The organism is Phocoenobacter uteri (assembly GCF_900454895.1).
GTDB classification, from domain to species: Bacteria; Pseudomonadota; Gammaproteobacteria; order Enterobacterales; family Pasteurellaceae; genus Phocoenobacter; species Phocoenobacter uteri.
In genome coordinates this window covers 781,599-799,543 of the sequence record NZ_UGTA01000001.1, presented here as the reverse complement: position 1 = coordinate 799,543, position 17,945 = coordinate 781,599, and the positions used below count along the sequence as shown (strand labels likewise).

General features: G+C 37.3%; 16 protein-coding genes. 14 read left to right on the top strand and 2 right to left on the bottom strand.

All coding sequences use genetic code 11. The features are described from left to right. The 7 genes from truB (at position 1) to ppc (ending at position 8,233) form a co-directional block, all read left to right on the top strand. Positions 1 to 921 (top strand): tRNA pseudouridine(55) synthase TruB, encoded by a 921-nt coding sequence (gene truB / locus DYE60_RS03500; RefSeq protein WP_115315252.1) that lies wholly within the window; start codon positions 1 to 3, stop codon positions 919 to 921. A gap of 37 nt (positions 922 to 958) precedes the next feature. After that, positions 959 to 2,038, top strand: coding sequence for a 3-deoxy-7-phosphoheptulonate synthase AroG (gene aroG, locus DYE60_RS03495; protein ID WP_115315251.1), 1,080 nt, complete (start codon positions 959 to 961; stop codon positions 2,036 to 2,038). 12 nt (positions 2,039 to 2,050) lie between these two features. Further along, positions 2,051 to 2,749, top strand: coding sequence for a tRNA (adenosine(37)-N6)-threonylcarbamoyltransferase complex dimerization subunit type 1 TsaB (tsaB, locus tag DYE60_RS03490; RefSeq protein WP_115315250.1), 699 nt, complete (start codon positions 2,051 to 2,053; stop codon positions 2,747 to 2,749). Positions 2,750 to 2,783: 34 nt separating this feature from the next. Next, the gene (locus DYE60_RS03485) at positions 2,784 to 3,137 is read left to right on the top strand and encodes a hypothetical protein (RefSeq protein ID WP_115315249.1); all 354 of its coding nucleotides are present in this window, start codon (positions 2,784 to 2,786) and stop codon (positions 3,135 to 3,137) included. A 32-nt stretch (positions 3,138 to 3,169) separates the two neighbouring features. Then, entirely contained in the window at positions 3,170 to 3,907 is a 738-nt protein-coding gene (locus DYE60_RS03480; RefSeq protein WP_115315248.1) for a DUF4197 domain-containing protein, read from the top strand. A gap of 18 nt (positions 3,908 to 3,925) precedes the next feature. Next, positions 3,926 to 5,227: a 3-phosphoshikimate 1-carboxyvinyltransferase gene (gene aroA / locus DYE60_RS03475; RefSeq protein ID WP_115315247.1), complete on the top strand. Its 1,302-nt coding sequence runs from the start codon at positions 3,926 to 3,928 to the stop codon at positions 5,225 to 5,227. 351 nt (positions 5,228 to 5,578) lie between these two features. Then, positions 5,579 to 8,233: a phosphoenolpyruvate carboxylase gene (gene ppc, locus DYE60_RS03470; RefSeq protein ID WP_115315246.1), complete on the top strand. Its 2,655-nt coding sequence runs from the start codon at positions 5,579 to 5,581 to the stop codon at positions 8,231 to 8,233. 180 nt (positions 8,234 to 8,413) lie between these two features. Here the strand turns inward: ppc and ftsH are convergent, their stop codons facing one another. Then, positions 8,414 to 10,330, bottom strand: coding sequence for an ATP-dependent zinc metalloprotease FtsH (gene ftsH / locus DYE60_RS03465; RefSeq protein ID WP_115315245.1), 1,917 nt, complete (start codon positions 10,328 to 10,330; stop codon positions 8,414 to 8,416). A gap of 121 nt (positions 10,331 to 10,451) precedes the next feature. Next, positions 10,452 to 11,078 (bottom strand): 23S rRNA (uridine(2552)-2'-O)-methyltransferase RlmE, encoded by a 627-nt coding sequence (gene rlmE / locus DYE60_RS03460; RefSeq protein ID WP_115315244.1) that lies wholly within the window; start codon positions 11,076 to 11,078, stop codon positions 10,452 to 10,454. Between the two features lie 317 nt (positions 11,079 to 11,395). Here rlmE and purR point away from each other — a divergent pair, with 317 nt between their 5' ends. Genes purR through relA form a run of 7 tightly spaced genes read left to right on the top strand, consistent with a single transcriptional unit; the run spans position 11,396 to position 17,800 of the window. Then, positions 11,396 to 12,406, top strand: coding sequence for an HTH-type transcriptional repressor PurR (gene purR, locus DYE60_RS03455; RefSeq protein WP_115315243.1), 1,011 nt, complete (start codon positions 11,396 to 11,398; stop codon positions 12,404 to 12,406). Between the two features lie 12 nt (positions 12,407 to 12,418). Further along, complete coding sequence (locus DYE60_RS03450) at positions 12,419 to 13,039, top strand: DedA family protein (RefSeq protein ID WP_115315242.1); 621 nt, start codon at positions 12,419 to 12,421, stop codon at positions 13,037 to 13,039. Beyond that, positions 13,026 to 13,484, top strand: coding sequence for a ribonuclease HI (gene rnhA / locus DYE60_RS03445; protein ID WP_115315241.1), 459 nt, complete (start codon positions 13,026 to 13,028; stop codon positions 13,482 to 13,484). Before DYE60_RS03450 ends, rnhA begins: the two co-directional genes overlap by 14 nt. A gap of 11 nt (positions 13,485 to 13,495) precedes the next feature. Next, positions 13,496 to 13,996 carry a CvpA family protein gene (locus DYE60_RS03440; RefSeq protein ID WP_115315240.1) on the top strand — a complete coding sequence of 167 codons (501 nt, stop codon included), beginning with the start codon at positions 13,496 to 13,498 and terminating at the stop codon, positions 13,994 to 13,996. Positions 13,997 to 14,008: 12 nt separating this feature from the next. After that, positions 14,009 to 14,608 (top strand): UbiX family flavin prenyltransferase, encoded by a 600-nt coding sequence (locus tag DYE60_RS03435; RefSeq protein WP_115315239.1) that lies wholly within the window; start codon positions 14,009 to 14,011, stop codon positions 14,606 to 14,608. Beyond that, positions 14,609 to 15,553 (top strand): DMT family transporter, encoded by a 945-nt coding sequence (locus DYE60_RS03430; protein WP_424450096.1) that lies wholly within the window; start codon positions 14,609 to 14,611, stop codon positions 15,551 to 15,553. Between the two features lie 42 nt (positions 15,554 to 15,595). Next, positions 15,596 to 17,800 (top strand): GTP diphosphokinase, encoded by a 2,205-nt coding sequence (relA, locus tag DYE60_RS03425; protein WP_115315238.1) that lies wholly within the window; start codon positions 15,596 to 15,598, stop codon positions 17,798 to 17,800. Positions 17,801 to 17,945: the final 145 nt, after the last annotated feature.

Here is a 17,945-nt window from a genome sequence, read left to right as displayed (position 1 = left end):
GTGGGCAGAAGACCAAGTAAAAAGGGCAGAGATATTCACGGTGTTTTTCTATTAGATAAGCCTCAAGGAATGAGCTCTAATGATATTTTACAGAAAGTAAAACGTCTATTTAAAGCAAATAAAGCAGGGCATACTGGAGCATTAGATCCATTAGCCACAGGAATGTTGCCGATTTGTTTAGGTGAGGCGACCAAGTTCTCACAATTTTTATTAGATTCTGATAAACGCTACGTTGTAACGGCTAAGTTGGGCGAGAGAACAGATAGTTCTGATGCGGATGGCGAAGTGGTACAAACTCGTGAAATTAAGGTTGATCAAACTCAGATAATAGAAAATCTTGATCAATTTCGTGGCGATATTTTACAAGTTCCAACGATGTTTTCAGCATTGAAACATAATGGAAAGCCTTTGTATGAATATGCTAGAGCAGGAATTACCGTTGAACGTGAAGCACGTCCAATCACGATTTTTAAGCTTAAATTTATCAGTTATGAAGCCCCTTATTTAACTTTGGAAGTACATTGTTCAAAAGGGACTTACATTCGTACTTTGATTGATGATTTAGGCGAAGTTTTAGGTTGTGGTGCACATGTTACAGTGTTACGTCGTATTGGTGTATCAAATTATCCAAAAGATAAAATGATGGGCTGGGACGAGCTACAACAACTTGGTGAGCAAGATAATTTAGCCCTTTTAGATCAGCATTTATTGCCTGTAGATAGTGCGGTAGCGAGTTTACCTCAAATTACCTTAAATGCGGAGCAGACCAAAGCGATTGGATTTGGGCAGCGTTTGAAATTTATGAACGATCAGCAAATTTATGGTCAGGTACGTTTATTTTCAGATAAAAATAGCTTTTTAGGTACCGCAGAAATAGATGATAGGGATATTATTAGACCGAGCCGAATGGTCAATTTATAAAGGACCAGCTACTAGATTTTATATTGATAACAAGAATATGACTTATAAGAATAACGATAAAAGAATAATAAAAATCGAACCATTATTATCGCCAAAGGAATTATTAGAAAAATTGCCTGCCAGTGAAGTGGCGACAAATACCGTCGCTCAGGCACGTAACAAAATTCATAATATTATCAATGGATTGGATGATCGTTTGTTGGTTGTTATTGGACCTTGTTCTATTCACGATCCTAAGGTTGCATTGGACTATGCCCGCAAAATACAAGCGGTCAGATTACACCCTGAAATTTACCAAAATTTAGAAGTGGTAATGCGTGTTTATTTTGAAAAGCCACGTACCACGGTAGGTTGGAAAGGACTGATTAATGATCCTTATTTAGATGAAAGTTATCAAGTGAATGATGGTTTAAAAATCGCACGTCAAGTGTTATCAAATATTAACAACTTGGGCGTACCAACAGCGTGTGAGTTTTTGGATATTGTAAGTCCGCAATATATGGTTGATCTTGTAAGTTGGGGAGCGATTGGGGCGAGAACCGTTGAATCACAAATTCATCGTGAATTAGCCTCAGGCTTACCTTGTGCGGTTGGTTTTAAAAATGCGACCAGTGGTTCGGTTCAAAATGCCTTAGATGGAATGCGTTGTGCGAATACGCCACATCATTTTTTATCTATTACTCAAGATGGGCGTTCAGCGGTGGTTTCAACGCAAGGAAATAGTGATTGCCATATCATCTTACGAGGTGGTAAAGCAGGCACAAATTATCATGCTGAAATGATTGAAAAGATTGGTGAAGAAATTGCAAAAGTAGGCTATCGCCCACACGTTATGGTTGATTTTAGCCACGCCAACAGTCAAAAACAGTTTAAACAGCAATTAACCGTGTGTGACAGTATTTCAGAACAGATCACCAATGGTTCTGAATTGATTTCAGGTGTGATGATTGAAAGCCATTTAGTCGAAGGGCGTCAAGATTTGATCGCAGGGCAAGAATTGGTTTATGGGCAGAGCATTACGGACGCTTGTATTAACTGGCAAGACAGCGAAAAAGCATTATTCCAGTTAGCGAATGCTGTTGCGACTCGTCGTAAGAATAGAGAGAAACAAATTTAAAATAGGTTTAAAATGTCAAAAACAATTTTAGTGATAGATACTGCCACAGAATCTTGTTCTGTGGCTTTGTTACATAATGAAAAAACAACAACACTTAATGAATTAAGCCCACGTAGCCACACGCAACGTATTTTACCGATGGTTGATGAGCTATTAAACAATGCAAATATTCAATTATCAGATGTTCACGCCCTTGCGTTTGGACGTGGTCCAGGTAGTTTCACAGGCGTACGTGTAGGTGTCAGTGTTGCACAAGGCTTAGCTTTTGGTGCAAATTTACCAGTTATCCCAGTTTCAAACCTAACCACAATGGCCCAACAAGCCTATCAACAACTTGGTGCAGAAAATGTGATTTGTTTAATTGATGCAAGAATGAACGAGGTTTATTTCTCGCAGCTAATCAAGACAGAAAATGGTTGGCAAGAAGTCATTCAAGAACAAGTTTGCTCACCTGAAAATGCAATTGAACAGTTCAAGCAAAGTGAATTACAAAATTGTGTTGTTGTAGGAACAGGCTGGAATGCTTATCCACAGTTTAAAGAAAGTGATTTAGCTATCACAGAAACAGATATAACCCTGCCACAAGCAGAGTATATGTTGCCTTTGGCTCAAATGGAATTAGCACAAGGAAATACGCAAAATGCGTTAGAAATCGAACCTATTTATTTAAGGAATGAAGTGACTTGGAAGAAGTTGCCAAATAAAGAATAGGTTTTGAAATAAATTATATTTTTAGGAGCAAATAATGAATAAATTAAGTCTTTCAATCCTATTATCGTTAATGGTAATGGGATGTAAAACTACTGTAAATGAAGAACAGCCACTCGTATATAAAGATTATGTATTTGAAAAAAATAGTCTTTCAGCTGAAAATAAATCCGCTTTTTTTGATAAAGATTTAAAAGAATGTTTAGCTATAGCTGAAAAACAAAGTTTAGATAATTTGACAGATATAGACTTATTATCAAGCCTCTATGGCAGAAAAATAGATGCAGAGGCAATAACAGTATTAAAAGATGCTCAAGTGATTGAGTGTATGACAGGTGCTATTAGAAAAGAAAATAATGGCAAAGGCTGGGATATTAAAGAGGCTAAATAACCTTATCACTATTTATAAAGTAGGAATAAATTATGAAAAAAATTATTATATTCACAGCACTTACCCTTATTTCAGGCTGTAAAAACCTAGATACATTGCAAGTGACTCAACAAGTAATGCAACAGCTTCCATCTGTTATGCAACAAAATACTGCTTTATCGCAAGGCGATATTGCAACGGCATTACGTCAAGTATTAAATAATGGCGTGGCTAATCAAGTAACAAAGCTAACAGCTGTAAATGGCTTTTATAACAATAAATTAGCAAAAATTATGCTACCAAAAGAATTGCAAATGGTCAGCGATACGTTGCATAAAGTGGGGTTAGGCAGTTTAGCTGAAAAGGGTACAAAAGCACTGAATAGAAGTGCCGAAGAAGCAGTGAAAACAGCAACGCCAATTTTTGTGAATGCAATTCAAAATATTAAGTTTGCTGATGCAAAAAATATTTTAATGGGGCAGGATAATGCAGCCACACAATATTTACAAAATCAGACATATAATCAATTATATCGCCAGTTTACTCCTGTGATTAAACAATCATTTAGCAAGGTTGGGGCTGATTCTATTTGGCAGAATATCATCACTCAATACAACAATATTCCTTTTGTGAAAAAAGTAAATCCTGATTTGAATGATTATGTGGCACAACAAGCATTAAAAGGCGTATTCACAATGATTGCTCAAGAAGAAAAAGGCATTCGTAATAATGTTGGATTACGTAATACAAAATTATTACAACAAGTATTTAGTTTGCAAGATTATAAATAATCACATAGTTAATTCTAAATGAAAAAACTCACAATATCTCCAATTTCTAAAATCAACGGCAAAATCAATTTGATAGGCTCAAAAAGCCTATCAAATCGTGCGTTGTTATTATCCGCTTTAGCCACAAGGGCAACTAAAATCACTAACTTACTAGACAGCGATGATACTCGCCATATGCTTAATGCGTTACGAGAATTAGGTGTAAAATTCCAACTTTCCGATGATAGAACGGAATGTGAAGTGCAAGGTGTCGGTGGGGCGTTTGATATTCAAGATAGTTTAGCACTATTCTTGGGGAATGCTGGCACGGTTATGCGTCCTTTAGCGGCTGTGCTGTGTTTGAAAGGAAAAAATACTGTCGAAGTTGTGCTAACAGGCGAGCCTAGAATGAAAGAGCGTCCGATTGCACATTTGGTTGATGCGTTAAGTCAACTTGGGGCTGACATTGATTATTTAGAAAATCAAGGTTATCCGCCGATTGCGATTAAAAACAGAGGCTTGCAAGGGGGGAAAGTTAAAATTGATGGTTCAATATCGAGTCAGTTTTTAACCGCGTTATTGATCGTTGCTCCTTTGCTTGAACAAGATTTAGATATTGAGATCATCGGTGATTTGGTTTCTAGACCTTATATTGATATAACTCTTACAATGATGAAAGATTTTGGCGTGACAGTGTGTCACGAAAACTACCAAAATTTTTATATCAAAGCTAATCAGCGTTACATTTCTCCAAAAAATTATTTAGTGGAAGGGGACGCGTCTGCTGCCTCTTATTTTTTAGCCGCTGGGGCGATTAAAGGTAAAGTAAAAGTAACGGGAATTTGCAAAAATTCAATACAAGGTGACCGCTTATTTGTTGATGTTTTGGAAAAAATGGGAGCAAAAGTTACGTGGGGAAGTGATTTTGTCGAAGTTGAAAAAGGCGAATTAACAGGTATTGATGTCGATCTTAACCATATCCCTGACGCAGCAATGACGATAGCAATCGTGGCACTTTTTGCAAATGGTGAAACGGTTATTCGCAATATTTATAACTGGCGAGTAAAAGAAACCGATCGCCTAACTGCAATGGCAACGGAATTACGCAAAGTAGGAGCAGAAGTGGAAAAAGGCGAAGATTTTATCCGTATTCAACCTTTGCCTTTAAACCAATTTAAACACGCTGAGATTGAAACTTATAATGATCATCGAATGGCGATGTGTTTCTCGTTAATTGCATTATCAGGTAACCCTGTCACGATTTTAAATCCTGATTGTGTATCTAAAACTTTTCCGAATTATTTTCAGGAATTTAAGCATATTTGTTCAACTGAAATATAATATTTTTGAGCCTGTTAAAAGGCATTCTGAAAAAGCACATATGTTTTTACAGGCTCAGTAATCATACTTCAATAAACTCAGAATCCATATTTCATTCTTTAAAGAAAAATTTAGACATTTTCTTAAAAATTTGCAAAAACTTAATAAAAATAGACCGCTTATAGACTTAAAATTTAACTTTATTTAATTGTTAATGAGTTGTTTTTGCTTTGTTGCAATAGTTTTAAATTTGATTCGTTTATTTGAGAAATATCATTATCTCCCTTATTTTTCAGTGCTTTGCTTTGATTTTTCAATGATTTTACGGTATATCTGTATCCTGAAATTTTTAATTATTAGGGAAGCAAAATTATGAATCAAAATATAGCACCAGTTAAAGATACATTGAGTAGCAATATTCATATGTTGGGGGATTTTCTTGGGGAAACAATTAAGGATGCTCAAGGAAGTGAAATTCTTGATCTCATTGAAAATATTCGAATGCTTTCAAGAGCGTCTCGTTCAGGTGATGAGAAAGCAAGAGAGCAATTATTAGATACCCTTTCTACCATTTCAACTGAAAATGTTTTGCCTGTTGCTCGTGCATTTAGTCAATTTTTAAATTTGACCAATATTGCAGAGCAGTATCAAATGATTGCTCGTAATAGCAAAGAATCTTCATTTGGTGAACGTTCTTTGGGTAAGCTTTTTGAACGTTTAAAAGCGGAGAACGTGCCAGTCAATAAGGTCATTGAAACCGTTGAAAAATTATTGATCGAATTGGTGCTAACGGCACATCCAACAGAAGTGACTCGTCGTTCGTTGGTGGGAAAACACGTTGAAATCAACCGTTGTTTAAGCCGTTTAGAGCATAATGATTTGCCTGAACCTGAAGTTATCCGTTTAAAACGCCGTTTAATGCAGATGATTGCATTAGCGTGGCATACCAATGAAATTCGCACGCAGCGCCCAACACCGATTGATGAAGCAAAATGGGGTATGGCAGTTATTGAGAGCAGTTTATGGAAAGCGGTGCCTGAATTTTGTCGTCAATTGAACTTCCATTTAGAGAAAAATTTTGGTGTTCAACATAACGTTGGTTTAACACCTATTCGTTTTTCATCTTGGATGGGGGGCGATCGTGATGGAAATCCTTTTGTTACTCACGAAACAACACGAACTGTACTTGCAATGAGTCGTCGTAAAGCTGCGGAGTTGTTTTTAAATGATATTCGAGAATTAGCTGATGAGCTTTCAATCGTGGAATGTACCCCTGAATTTAGTGCGAAATATGGCGAACATTTAGAGCCTTACCGTGTGGTTGTAAAAGAGTTACGTACAAAATTGATCAATACGGTAGCTTATTATACTGAAGTATTAGACGGTAAAAATTTAACTGTTCGTAAAGAAGATATCATTACAAGCGATGAGCAGTTATGGGAACCGTTATATGATTGTTATCAATCCTTACACGCTTGTGGAATGCGTATTGTAGCAAATGGCGAATTATTGAATACATTACGCCGAGTTCGCTGTTTTGGTGTGGGATTATCTCGTTTAGACATTCGTCAAGAAAGTACACGTCACGAAATGGCAATTGCAGAAATTACGCGTTATATCGGTTTAGGTGATTATTCTCAATGGTCAGAAGAAGATAAACAGGCTTTCTTGGTAAGAGAATTGAACTCTCGTCGTCCACTTATTCCAACAAATTGGACACCAAGTGCAGAAACTAAAGAGATTTTAGACACCTGTAAAGTGGTTGCAGAGCAGCCAGAAGGCGTGATTTCTGCTTATGTAATCTCAATGGCACGTGAAGCATCTGACGTGTTAGCGGTGCATTTATTATTGAAAGAAGCAGGCTGTAAAGCGAGCATTCCAGTTGCACCATTATTTGAAACCTTAGATGATTTAGATCGTTGTGAATCAGTAATGACACAATTATTTAATATCGGTTGGTATCGTGGCATTATTGCTAATAAACAAATGGTAATGATTGGCTATTCAGATTCTGCAAAAGATGCGGGAATGCTAGCGGCATCGTGGGCTCAATATCGTGCACAAGAAGCCTTAGTGAATTTATCTGAGAAAAATGGTATTGAATTAACCTTATTCCACGGACGTGGCGGTACAATCGGTCGTGGTGGTGCACCAGCTCACGCAGCCTTATTCTCACAGCCACCTCGCTCATTGAAAAATGGTTTGCGTGTAACGGAACAAGGTGAGATGATTCGCTTTAAATTAGGTTTACCAACCGTTGCCGTAGAAAGTTTAGAATTGTATGCAAGTGCGATTTTAGAGGCGAATATTTTCCCACCGCCAGAGCCAAAACAAGCTTGGCGTGATGTAATGGCGAAGGGATCAGAGATTTCTTGTGAAGCGTATCGCAATATCGTGCGTGGCGAAGCCGATTTTGTGCCTTATTTCCGTAGTGCAACCCCTGAATTAGAATTGGGTAAATTACCGCTTGGTTCTCGCCCTGCAAAACGTAATCCAAATGGTGGTGTTGAAAGTTTACGTGCTATTCCTTGGATCTTTGCGTGGATGCAAAACCGCTTGATGTTACCCGCTTGGTTAGGTGCTGGATCTGCGTTACGTCAGCTTATGGATGAAGATAAAAACGGTGTTTTAGCTGAGATGTGTACAGAATGGCCGTTTTTCTCAACCCGTATCGGTATGCTAGAAATGGTGTTTACCAAAGCGGATTTATGGTTAGCAGAGCATTATGATCAACGTTTGGTTGATCCAAAACTACACCATTTAGGTAAAACATTAAGAGCCCAATTACAATCTGATGTAGATACTATTATGCAATTAGCTCACCACGATACGCTAATGGGGGATTTACCTGAGGTAGTTGAGTCAATCCGTTTACGTAATGTTTATACTGATCCACTTAACTTATTACAAGTTGAATTGTTACACCGTTTACGCCAACAAGGTGAGGAAAATAGAGATCCTATTTTAGAACAGGCTCTTATGATAACCATCACAGGAATTGCAGCAGGAATGCGTAATACAGGTTAATGAATATACATTGATATTAGTTAAAAAGCAGGGAATTCCCTGCTTTTTTATTGTTTAGTGCAACTAAAAGTGTAACTTGAAAAATCAGATGAGGGACGACATATTTTTATGGATTGGTACTGAAAAATAGCCACAAAAAAGCCCTAGTTACTAAACTAGGGCTTTTATTTATCAATAAAATTATGAAATGCTTGGGACTGAATTATCCGTGTTATCTTCTTTTTCAGTTTCTTCTAGTTTACCTTTTTCATCAGAATCGTTATCTGATGAAGTTGGTGTATTATCATCATTCCAGCTTTCAGGCTCACCAACAGGTCGGCGTTCCATTAGGGCTTTAATTTGTGGCATATCAATGGTTTCATATTTCATTAACGCATCTTTCATCGAGTGTAAGATATCAATATTATCTAACAAACATTGTTTTGCACGCTCGTAGCTACGTTCAACGATTTTACGAACTTCTTCATCAATCAATTTAGCGGTTTCTTCTGAAACGACTTTTGGTGCACCAAAACCTTCTTCATCTTTATAAAGAATTGGCCCTAGATTTTCAGAGAAGCCCCATTCAGTTACCATTCTGCGAGCTAAATTCGACGCAACTTGAATATCACTTGCAGCACCTGTTGAGATATTTTCTTTACCATAAATGATCTCTTCTGCTAAACGTCCGCCGTAAACACTTGCTAATTTACTTTCAAGTTGTTTGTGGCTAATGCTGATTTGATCGCCTTCTGGTAAGAAGAATGTTACCCCCAACGCACGTCCACGTGGAATAATTGTCACTTTGTGAACAGGATCGTGTTCAGGCATTAAATAACCCACAATTGCGTGTCCAGCCTCGTGATAAGCGGTCGATTTTTTCTGTTCTTCCGTCATAATCATCGAGCGACGTTCAGGTCCCATATTGATTTTATCTTTCGCTTTCTCAAAGTTTTCCATTGTGACGGTTCTTTGATTTGCACGCGCAGAGAATAGAGCAGCCTCATTTACAAGGTTTGCTAAATCTGCACCTGAATAACCTGGTGTACCACGTGCGATAATCATTGGGTCAACGTCCGCAGCCACAGGGACTTTTTTCATATGTACTTTTAAAATGTGTTCACGACCACGCACATCAGGTAATCCAACCATCACTTGACGGTCAAAACGTCCTGGACGAGTTAATGCGTTATCAAGCACATCTGAACGGTTGGTTGCTGCGATAACAATCACGCCCTCATTTCCTTCAAAACCGTCCATTTCAACCAGCATTTGGTTTAAGGTTTGTTCACGTTCATCGTGTCCACCGCTAAATCCAGCCCCGCCACGTTTACGACCAACAGCATCAATTTCATCAATGAAGATGATACAAGGTGCATTCTTCTTCGCTTGTTCAAAAAGATCACGTACACGAGAGGCACCAACCCCAACGAACATTTCTACAAAGTCAGAACCTGCCATTGTGAAGAAAGGTACTTTTGCCTCGCCTGCGATTGCTTTTGCTAAAAGTGTTTTACCGGTTCCCGGTGGTCCAACCATTAAGATACCTTTTGGAATGCGTCCACCGAGTTTTTGGAATTTAGAGGGATCACGTAAGAAATCCACGACTTCGCCGACTTCTTCTTTTGCCTCATCACAACCAGCAACATCAGCAAAAGTGGTTTTAACTTGATCAGGTGAAAGCATTTTGGCTTTACTTTTTCCAAAGCTCATCGCTTTACCGCCACCGCCTTGCATTTGTCGCATATAGAACAACCAGAATCCGATCAACAACATCATTGGGAACCAAGAAATAAAGATTTGTGATAATAAACCGCGTTTTTCTTGTGGTTGCCCTGACACAACAACGTCTTTCTTTAGAAGATCATTTAATAAGTCACGATCAGGAAGTGGCATCACAGTTTGATATGTCGCCCCATCTTTTTTAGTCACTAGAATAGCTTCATCATTTGATTTAAAATCGACTGCTTTTAAACGCTCATCTTTTAAGTCTTTGATAAATTGGGAGTATTCTACCGTATTGGCAGAAGTACTAATAGAATTGAATCCTTCAAAGGCCGTCATTAAAACAACAGCAACAACAACCCAAAGTAAAATATTTTTAACCATATCGTTCAAGGTTAAGTTCCTCTATTTGTAATAAAATTATGTATAAGGGTACTACAAAAAATAAATTTTAACTATCTATTTACATTATTGTGTAAAATTAAGCGGTTAAATTTTTATCAGTTTTTGCAAATTATCCTTTATACCCAGTTGCAACAATATAAACCTCACGAGAGCGACCACGAGATGCCTCCGGTTTACGCACTTTTACTTTTGTAAACATTGCACGAATTTCTCTTAAATACTCATCGAATCCCTCGCCTTGAAACACTTTAACTACGAAGCTACCATTTTTTGCTAAAACTTGACGGCACATATCCAAGGCTAATTCAACAAGATACATTGCACGAGGAATATCAACAGAAGGCATACCACTAAAATTAGGTGCCATATCTGACATTACCACATCAACTTTTTTCTCACCGACGCGTTCAAGCAAAGCACTTAACACGCTTTCTTCACGGAAATCGCCTTGTAAGAAGTCAACGCCAGCGATAGGGTTCATATCCAAAATATCACAAGCGATAACACGTCCTTTACCACCGATTTGTGAAACAGCATACTGTGACCAGCCACCTGGTGCAGCACCAAGATCGACAATGGTCATACCTTGTTTAAAAAGACGGTCGGTTTGTTGAATTTCATCAATTTTGAAGTATGCTCGAGAGCGTAGCTTTTGTTTATGTGCTTTTTGGACAAATTGATCTTTAAAATGTTCTGCAAGCCAACGAGAAGAACTTGCACTGCGTTTTTTACTCATTAAATTATTTTTCTTAAAAGTGAATACATTGCTCCATAATAAGGGCGAAATAATTTAATTCAAGAGGAATTGTACTTTATTTAGTTTTTATTGCTAAAAAGAAAGGCGGAGATTTTCATATGAAACGATCTTATTTGAAATTTTGTAAATTTTACTCAAAATATAACCGCTTGTTTCTTATAATGACCTAAAGGATTGAAGTAAAAAACAGCATAATGCGGATAACTTCATAAATTTCATAAAAGAATTTCAAGTTTTAATAAAAACTCAGCTATAATAGGCACAATTTTATGTGTTTTATTTTAAGGTAATAGTCAATGGCAACAATTAAAGATGTAGCAAAATTAGCAGGCGTTTCAACAACTACCGTTTCTCACGTGATCAATAAAACACGCTTTGTCGCCGATAAAACTACGCAAGCAGTTTGGGATGCGATTTCTGAACTTAATTATTCTCCAAGTGCGGTGGCTCGTAGTTTGAAAGTGAACACCACGAAGTCTATCGGTATGATTGTGACGACCAGTGAAGCTCCTTTTTTTGCTGAAATTATTTTGGCGATGGAACGTCACTGCTATGAAATGGGCTATTCTCTTTTTTTATGTAATACGCAAAATGATCTTAATAAAATCCAAAACCACTTAGATATGTTGATGACAAAACGTGTCGATGGCATTTTGGTTATGTGTAGCGAATATACTGAAAACTCCCTTGCGTTGTTAAATCGTACTAATATTCCAATGGTAGTGATGGATTGGGGGCAAGAGTGCAATAGTGATGTGATTATCGATAATAGTTTCACAGGGGGCTATTTAGCAACAAAACATTTAATTGAAAATGGGCATAAAGACATTGCGGTCATCAGCGGTAATTTGTTTAAGACATTATCTAAAAACCGTTTTCAAGGTTTTAGCAAGGCGATGTGTGAAGCGAATCTTTTGATTGAGCCAGATTGGATTCAAGAAGGGGATTTTGAGCCAGAAGGTGGTTTTGAATGTATGAATAATATTTTAGATTCAGGCAAAATCCCAACAGCGGTATTTTGTTTTAATGATGTGATGGCACTGGGTGCGATTTCTGCGATCAATCTAAAAGGATTATCTGTACCGCAGGATATTTCTGTGATTGGCTATGATAATATTCACAATTCTCGTTTTTATGCACCGCCTTTAACCACAATGCACCAATCTAAATCTCGATTGTCTGATAGAGTATTGGAATTATTGTTAGAACGTATTGCTGAAAAAGATAAGCAAAATAAACCACAAACATTGGAGTTTATGCCAGAGTTAGTGGTACGTGATTCGGTAAGAAATTTAAACAAGAAATAAGTAGGAATTTTAATGGAATTTTTAATTGATTTTTTTAGTGGATATGGCTATTTTGCCGTCTTTTTTGTATTGCTCGCGTGTGGTTTTGGTTTACCGATTCCCGAAGATGTGACTTTAGTTTCAGGTGGTGTCATTTCAGGGTTAGGCTATACCAACGTACATATTATGCTTGTGGTAAGTATGATTGGTGTGTTAGCTGGTGACAGCACAATGTATTGGCTGGGTCGTATTTATGGCAAGAAAATTTTACGTTTTCGTTTAATTAAGCCTCTCGTGCGAGGCGGTCGATTATCCGCTGTGAGAAAAATGTTCGATAAATATGGCAACCGTTTATTATTCACCGCTCGTTTTTTACCAGGTTTAAGAGCCGTCGTTTATTTGGTTTCAGGGATTACAAATCGTGTAAATTATGCTCGCTTTGTGTTTGTTGATTTTTGTGCGGCAATTATTTCTGTACCGATTTGGGTTTATTTAGGTGATTTTGGTGCCTCAAATCTGGATTGGGTAGAGGAACAAATGCACAAAGGTCAGGCGATTATTTACGTTATTCTTGTTGCAGTCATTGCTTTTGTGGCTTGGAAAATTTATAAGATGAAAAAGAAAAAAAAGGTAAAAATCAATGAAGCAAATTGAGATTTTTACTGATGGTTCGTGTTTAGGTAACCCCGGTAAAGGTGGCATTGGAGTTGTGTTACGTTATAAACAACACGAAAAAACTGTCAGTAAAGGTTATTTTCAAACGACCAATAATCGAATGGAATTGCGTGCGGTTATTGAGGCGTTGAGCTTGTTGAAAGAGCCTTGCCAAATCACGCTATTTAGTGACAGTCAATATATGCAAAATGGCATTCAGAAATGGATTTTTAATTGGCGTAAGAATGATTGGAAAACCAGTGCGAAAAAGCCTGTTAAAAATAAAGATTTATGGATTGCCTTAGATCAGCAAATTCAACAGCATAAAATTGATTGGCGGTGGGTAAAAGGGCATTCAGGGCATCGTGAAAATGAAATTTGTGATGAATTAGCCAAACAAGGGGCAAATAATCCAACCTTAGATGATGTTGGATATGAAGGTTAAAAAGAGGTTTTATGATTGATTATATTATTATTGGTATTATTGTTTTTTCTGCGTTAGTGAGTTTATGGCGTGGTTTTATTCGAGAAGTGATGTCGCTAGTTGGTTGGGTAACCGCATTTTTTGTGGCAAGTTATTTTTATCCTTATTTAAGCGGTTATTTTACACAGGTTAATTCTCCTTATTTACAAGAATCCGAGTTTTTAAGAAATAGCCTTGCCGCAGTGTTACTTTTTATTGGTACGTTGATCGTAATGAGTATTATCAATGCGTTATTAGGCAAACTCGTCGATCATACTGGATTAAGTGGTACAGATAGAGTGCTAGGCGTAGTATTTGGTGGTTTGCGTGGCGTGTTGATTGTGTCAGCAGTGCTATTCTTCTTTGATAGTTTCACACAAGCAAATCAAAGTGATTGGTGGAAAGAATCACAACTTATCCCTCATTTTGGGTTTATTGTGAGTTGGTTCTTTGAGCAACTTCAAGCTAATTCAACTTTGTTAAATAAAGCATAAGTAGATCGTTAAATGGAAAATTGCAAAATTTCTCAAAAATCTGACCGCTTACCAAAGCGTTTAATTATTGCAATTAGCGGAGCAAGTGGGGCGATTTATGCCATTCGCTTGCTTGAAGTATTGAAATCCACTGAAATTGAAACGCACTTGATTATTAGCAATGCTGCTAAGCAAACAATTTCAGCGGAAACGGATTACACCTTATCAGAAGTGAAAGCTTTAGCGGATAAAGTCTATGATATCAGAGATATTGGGGCAGCGATTTCATCGGGGTCGTTTCGTACCAAAGGAATGATCGTGTTGCCTTGCTCAATGAAAACCTTGTCAGGTATCGCCCACAGCTACACTGACGATCTGATTACACGTGCCGCTGATGTAATTTTAAAAGAGCGTAAACCCCTAGTGCTTTGTGTGCGAGAAACACCATTACACTTAGGGCATTTACGTTTAATGACACAAGTTTCGGAAATTGGCGGACAAATTATACCGCTTATGCCAGCGTTTTATCATCGTCCACAAACTGTGGCGGATATTGTTGATCAGGGGGTAAATCGCCTGCTTGATCAATTTGACATTTACCTTGAAAAGGAATTATTTAAGCGTTGGGAGTAAATGGATAAGACAATGATGAATAACGAGAATATGATTCGGTTATCTTACATTATGTTAATGGGGCTAGGATTTCCGATTATGCGTTTTATGAGTATTCATTTTGATACATTAAATAATAATGCGGTTCGGTTTTTATCTGGTGGTCTTGTTTTTTTATTTATTTGTCTTTTCAAATATAGGTATGAAGTCTATAAACTTATTAAAAACCCAACACTGATTCTTAATTTATTGATTCTAGCTGTGTTTATGACAGCGAATATGTATTTTTTCATTACAGGTCTAAAATATACCTCTGCATTAGCGGGGAGTATTTTTGGTATTTTAGCAATGCCTGTGGCGATTATTATGGCCGCTATTTTTTTCGCTGATGAACGCTGTCGAGTGAGACAAAAACATTTTTACTCGGGCAGTCTTTTAGCGATTTTTGGTTCGTTGATTTTTGTGTTTTATGGAAAGCAAGCCCACAATGGTTCAGATTTTTTCGTCGGTTCACTATTTTTAACCCTTGCCATTTTTATTCAATCTATCCAGAACTTACTTGTTAAAAATATATCAAAGACACTATCAATATTAGTTATTAGCACTTCAACGGCAATTTTATCAGGTTGTATTTATTTAATTTTTGCTGTGAAGACAGGCGTTATTTTTCAGTTACAAGATGTACAAATAGGCTTATTGCTAGGGCTTGGCATTGCAGGTATTTATGGTATGCTTACAGGTATGCTATTTGCCTTTTATATTATTCAAAAACAAGGTATTGCGATTTTTAATGTGATTCAGTTAATGATCCCTTTGGCAACGGCTGTAATAGGATATTTCGTGTTAGATGAAACATTAAATTTGTATCAAGCAATAGGGTGTATTATTGTTGTTTTAGGCTGTGTTCTTGCTTTAAAAACTTCAAATAAACAAGATAGAATTAAAGGGCTATCTACGAGCAAATAGATTATTTTCAGTTTAATCCCATAAAATATAACAGGAGGATTTATGGTTGCAATTCGTCGTTCTCACTCATTGGAACTCGCTAATTTTGAATTAGTTAGTTGGGGTGCGTCTTTGCAAATGTCCCCCGTTACTTTTGAAGAAATTCAAATTGTATGGCGTTATGCACAGGAACGATTAGAGGTAGAGCAATATCCTTTAATGTGGTTTGGGATTGAAATGGTAGAAATTTTACACGGCTTGAATATGGACGATGATAGTCTTGTTGCTGCTTTTCTTGTGCCTTTGGTTAAACATAAAATTATTGATTTAATCGAAGTTAAAGATGTGTTTAATGCCAGTATTACCGAGCTTGTGAAAGGCGTACTGGAGATGGATAACATTCGTCAATTAAATGCAGGCACGACATCTGATCTTCAAATCGATAATATTCGCCGTATGCTTCTTGCAATGGTCAAAGATTTCCGTTGTATGGTTATTAAACTGGCGGAGCGAATCACTTATTTGCGAGATGAAGATAAGACCGAAGAAGAAATCGTGCTTGCTGCCAAAGAATGTTCACAAATTTATGCTCCACTTGCCAATCGCTTAGGAATTGGACAGTTAAAATGGGAGCTGGAAGATTACTGTTTTAGAGCCTCACACCCTCAACAATATAAACAAATTGCTAAAGCACTGAGAGAACGTCGTCTTGATCGTGAAAAATATATTGCAAATTTTGTGACAAATCTGACCGCTTTATTTGACGAAGAGTTAGACGATTTTCAGGTATATGGTCGTCCAAAACATATTTATAGCATTTGGAAAAAAATGCAACGCAAACAGCTTTCATTTGAGCAATTATTTGATATTCGAGCAGTACGAATTATTGTTGCAACCCTTGAAGATTGCTACACGGCATTAGGCATTGTACATACGAATTATCAGCATTTACCCGAGCATTTTGATGATTACGTTTCTAATCCAAAACCAAACGGCTATCAATCATTGCACACCGTTGTGTTGGGTAAAGGAAATAAACCAATAGAAGTGCAAATTCGTACTCAACAAATGCACGATGACGCTGAGCTGGGTGTGGCAGCACACTGGAAATATAAAGAAGGAGCAACGGCAGGACGAGCAGGTTACGAAGATAAAATTGTTTGGTTGCGTAAATTATTAGACTGGCAGAATGATATTGCTGAATCAAGTGAGTCAATCAGCGAGTTGCGTAGTCAAGTTTTTGATGACCGAGTATATGTCTTTACCCCTCGTGGCGAGGTGATTGATCTCCCTAAAAATGCCACTCCTCTTGATTTTGCCTATGCAATTCATAGTGAAGTAGGGCATCGTTGTATTGGGGCGAAAGTGGCAGGGCGAATTGTGCCTTTTACCTATCAGCTACAAATGGGGGATCAGGTTGAAATTATTACCCAGAAAAACCCAAATCCGAGTCGAGATTGGCTAAATCCAAACAATGGTTTTATTAACACGGCGAGAGCCAGAGCCAAAGTGGTTAATTTCTTTAAAAAGTTGGATCGTGATAAAAACATTCCACTTGGCAAAGAACAGCTTGAAACGGAAATGGCAAAATTCAAGTTTACACAAAAACAGATTGAGCAATATGCACTGCCACGTTATAACCTGAAGCAGATTGACGATCTTTATGCAGCGATTGGTGGTGGCGACATTAAAGTAAGCCAGTTAAGCCATTATTTACAAAGTAAATTGATTAAACCAACAGCAGAGCAAGAAGATGAAGCAGTGCTGAAAGCGGTGACTTATAAAGCTGCAAATAACGTAAATAATAAAGGAAAGAGTAGTGACATTATTATTGATGGTGTGGGAAATTTAATGCACACTGTTGCACGTTGTTGCCAGCCAATACCGGGCGACAGCATAGTGGGCTACATCACACAAGGACGAGGAATTTCTATTCATAAATCTGATTGTGAACAACTGTTTGAATTAAAATGTATTAACCCTGAACGTGTCGTACAAGCTCAGTGGGGTGTGAATGATGCAAGAGGATTTAGCTTAACCATCAGAATCATTGCGAATGATTTTAGTGGATTACTAAGAGATATTACTGGTATTATGGCGAATGAAAAAGTTAATGTACTGGGTATCTCAAGCCGAACAGATATTAAATCTAATCTTGCGACGATCAACCTAGAAATTGAATTAACCAATATTGATTTATTGGCAAAATTACTTTCTCGTATTCAGCAGATTGATGAAGTAATTGAAGCGAAACGTTTTGTAGGATAGAACTTATGCTTCGACAAGCTCAGCAACCATGTTTTGACAGAGTTCGGTTGCTGAGCCTGTCGAAGCATAAGCACTTTTAGCGCCCCTTGGATTCTTCAATAGATCCAATAATCAAAATTAAGGAATAAAAAAATAATATGGATAA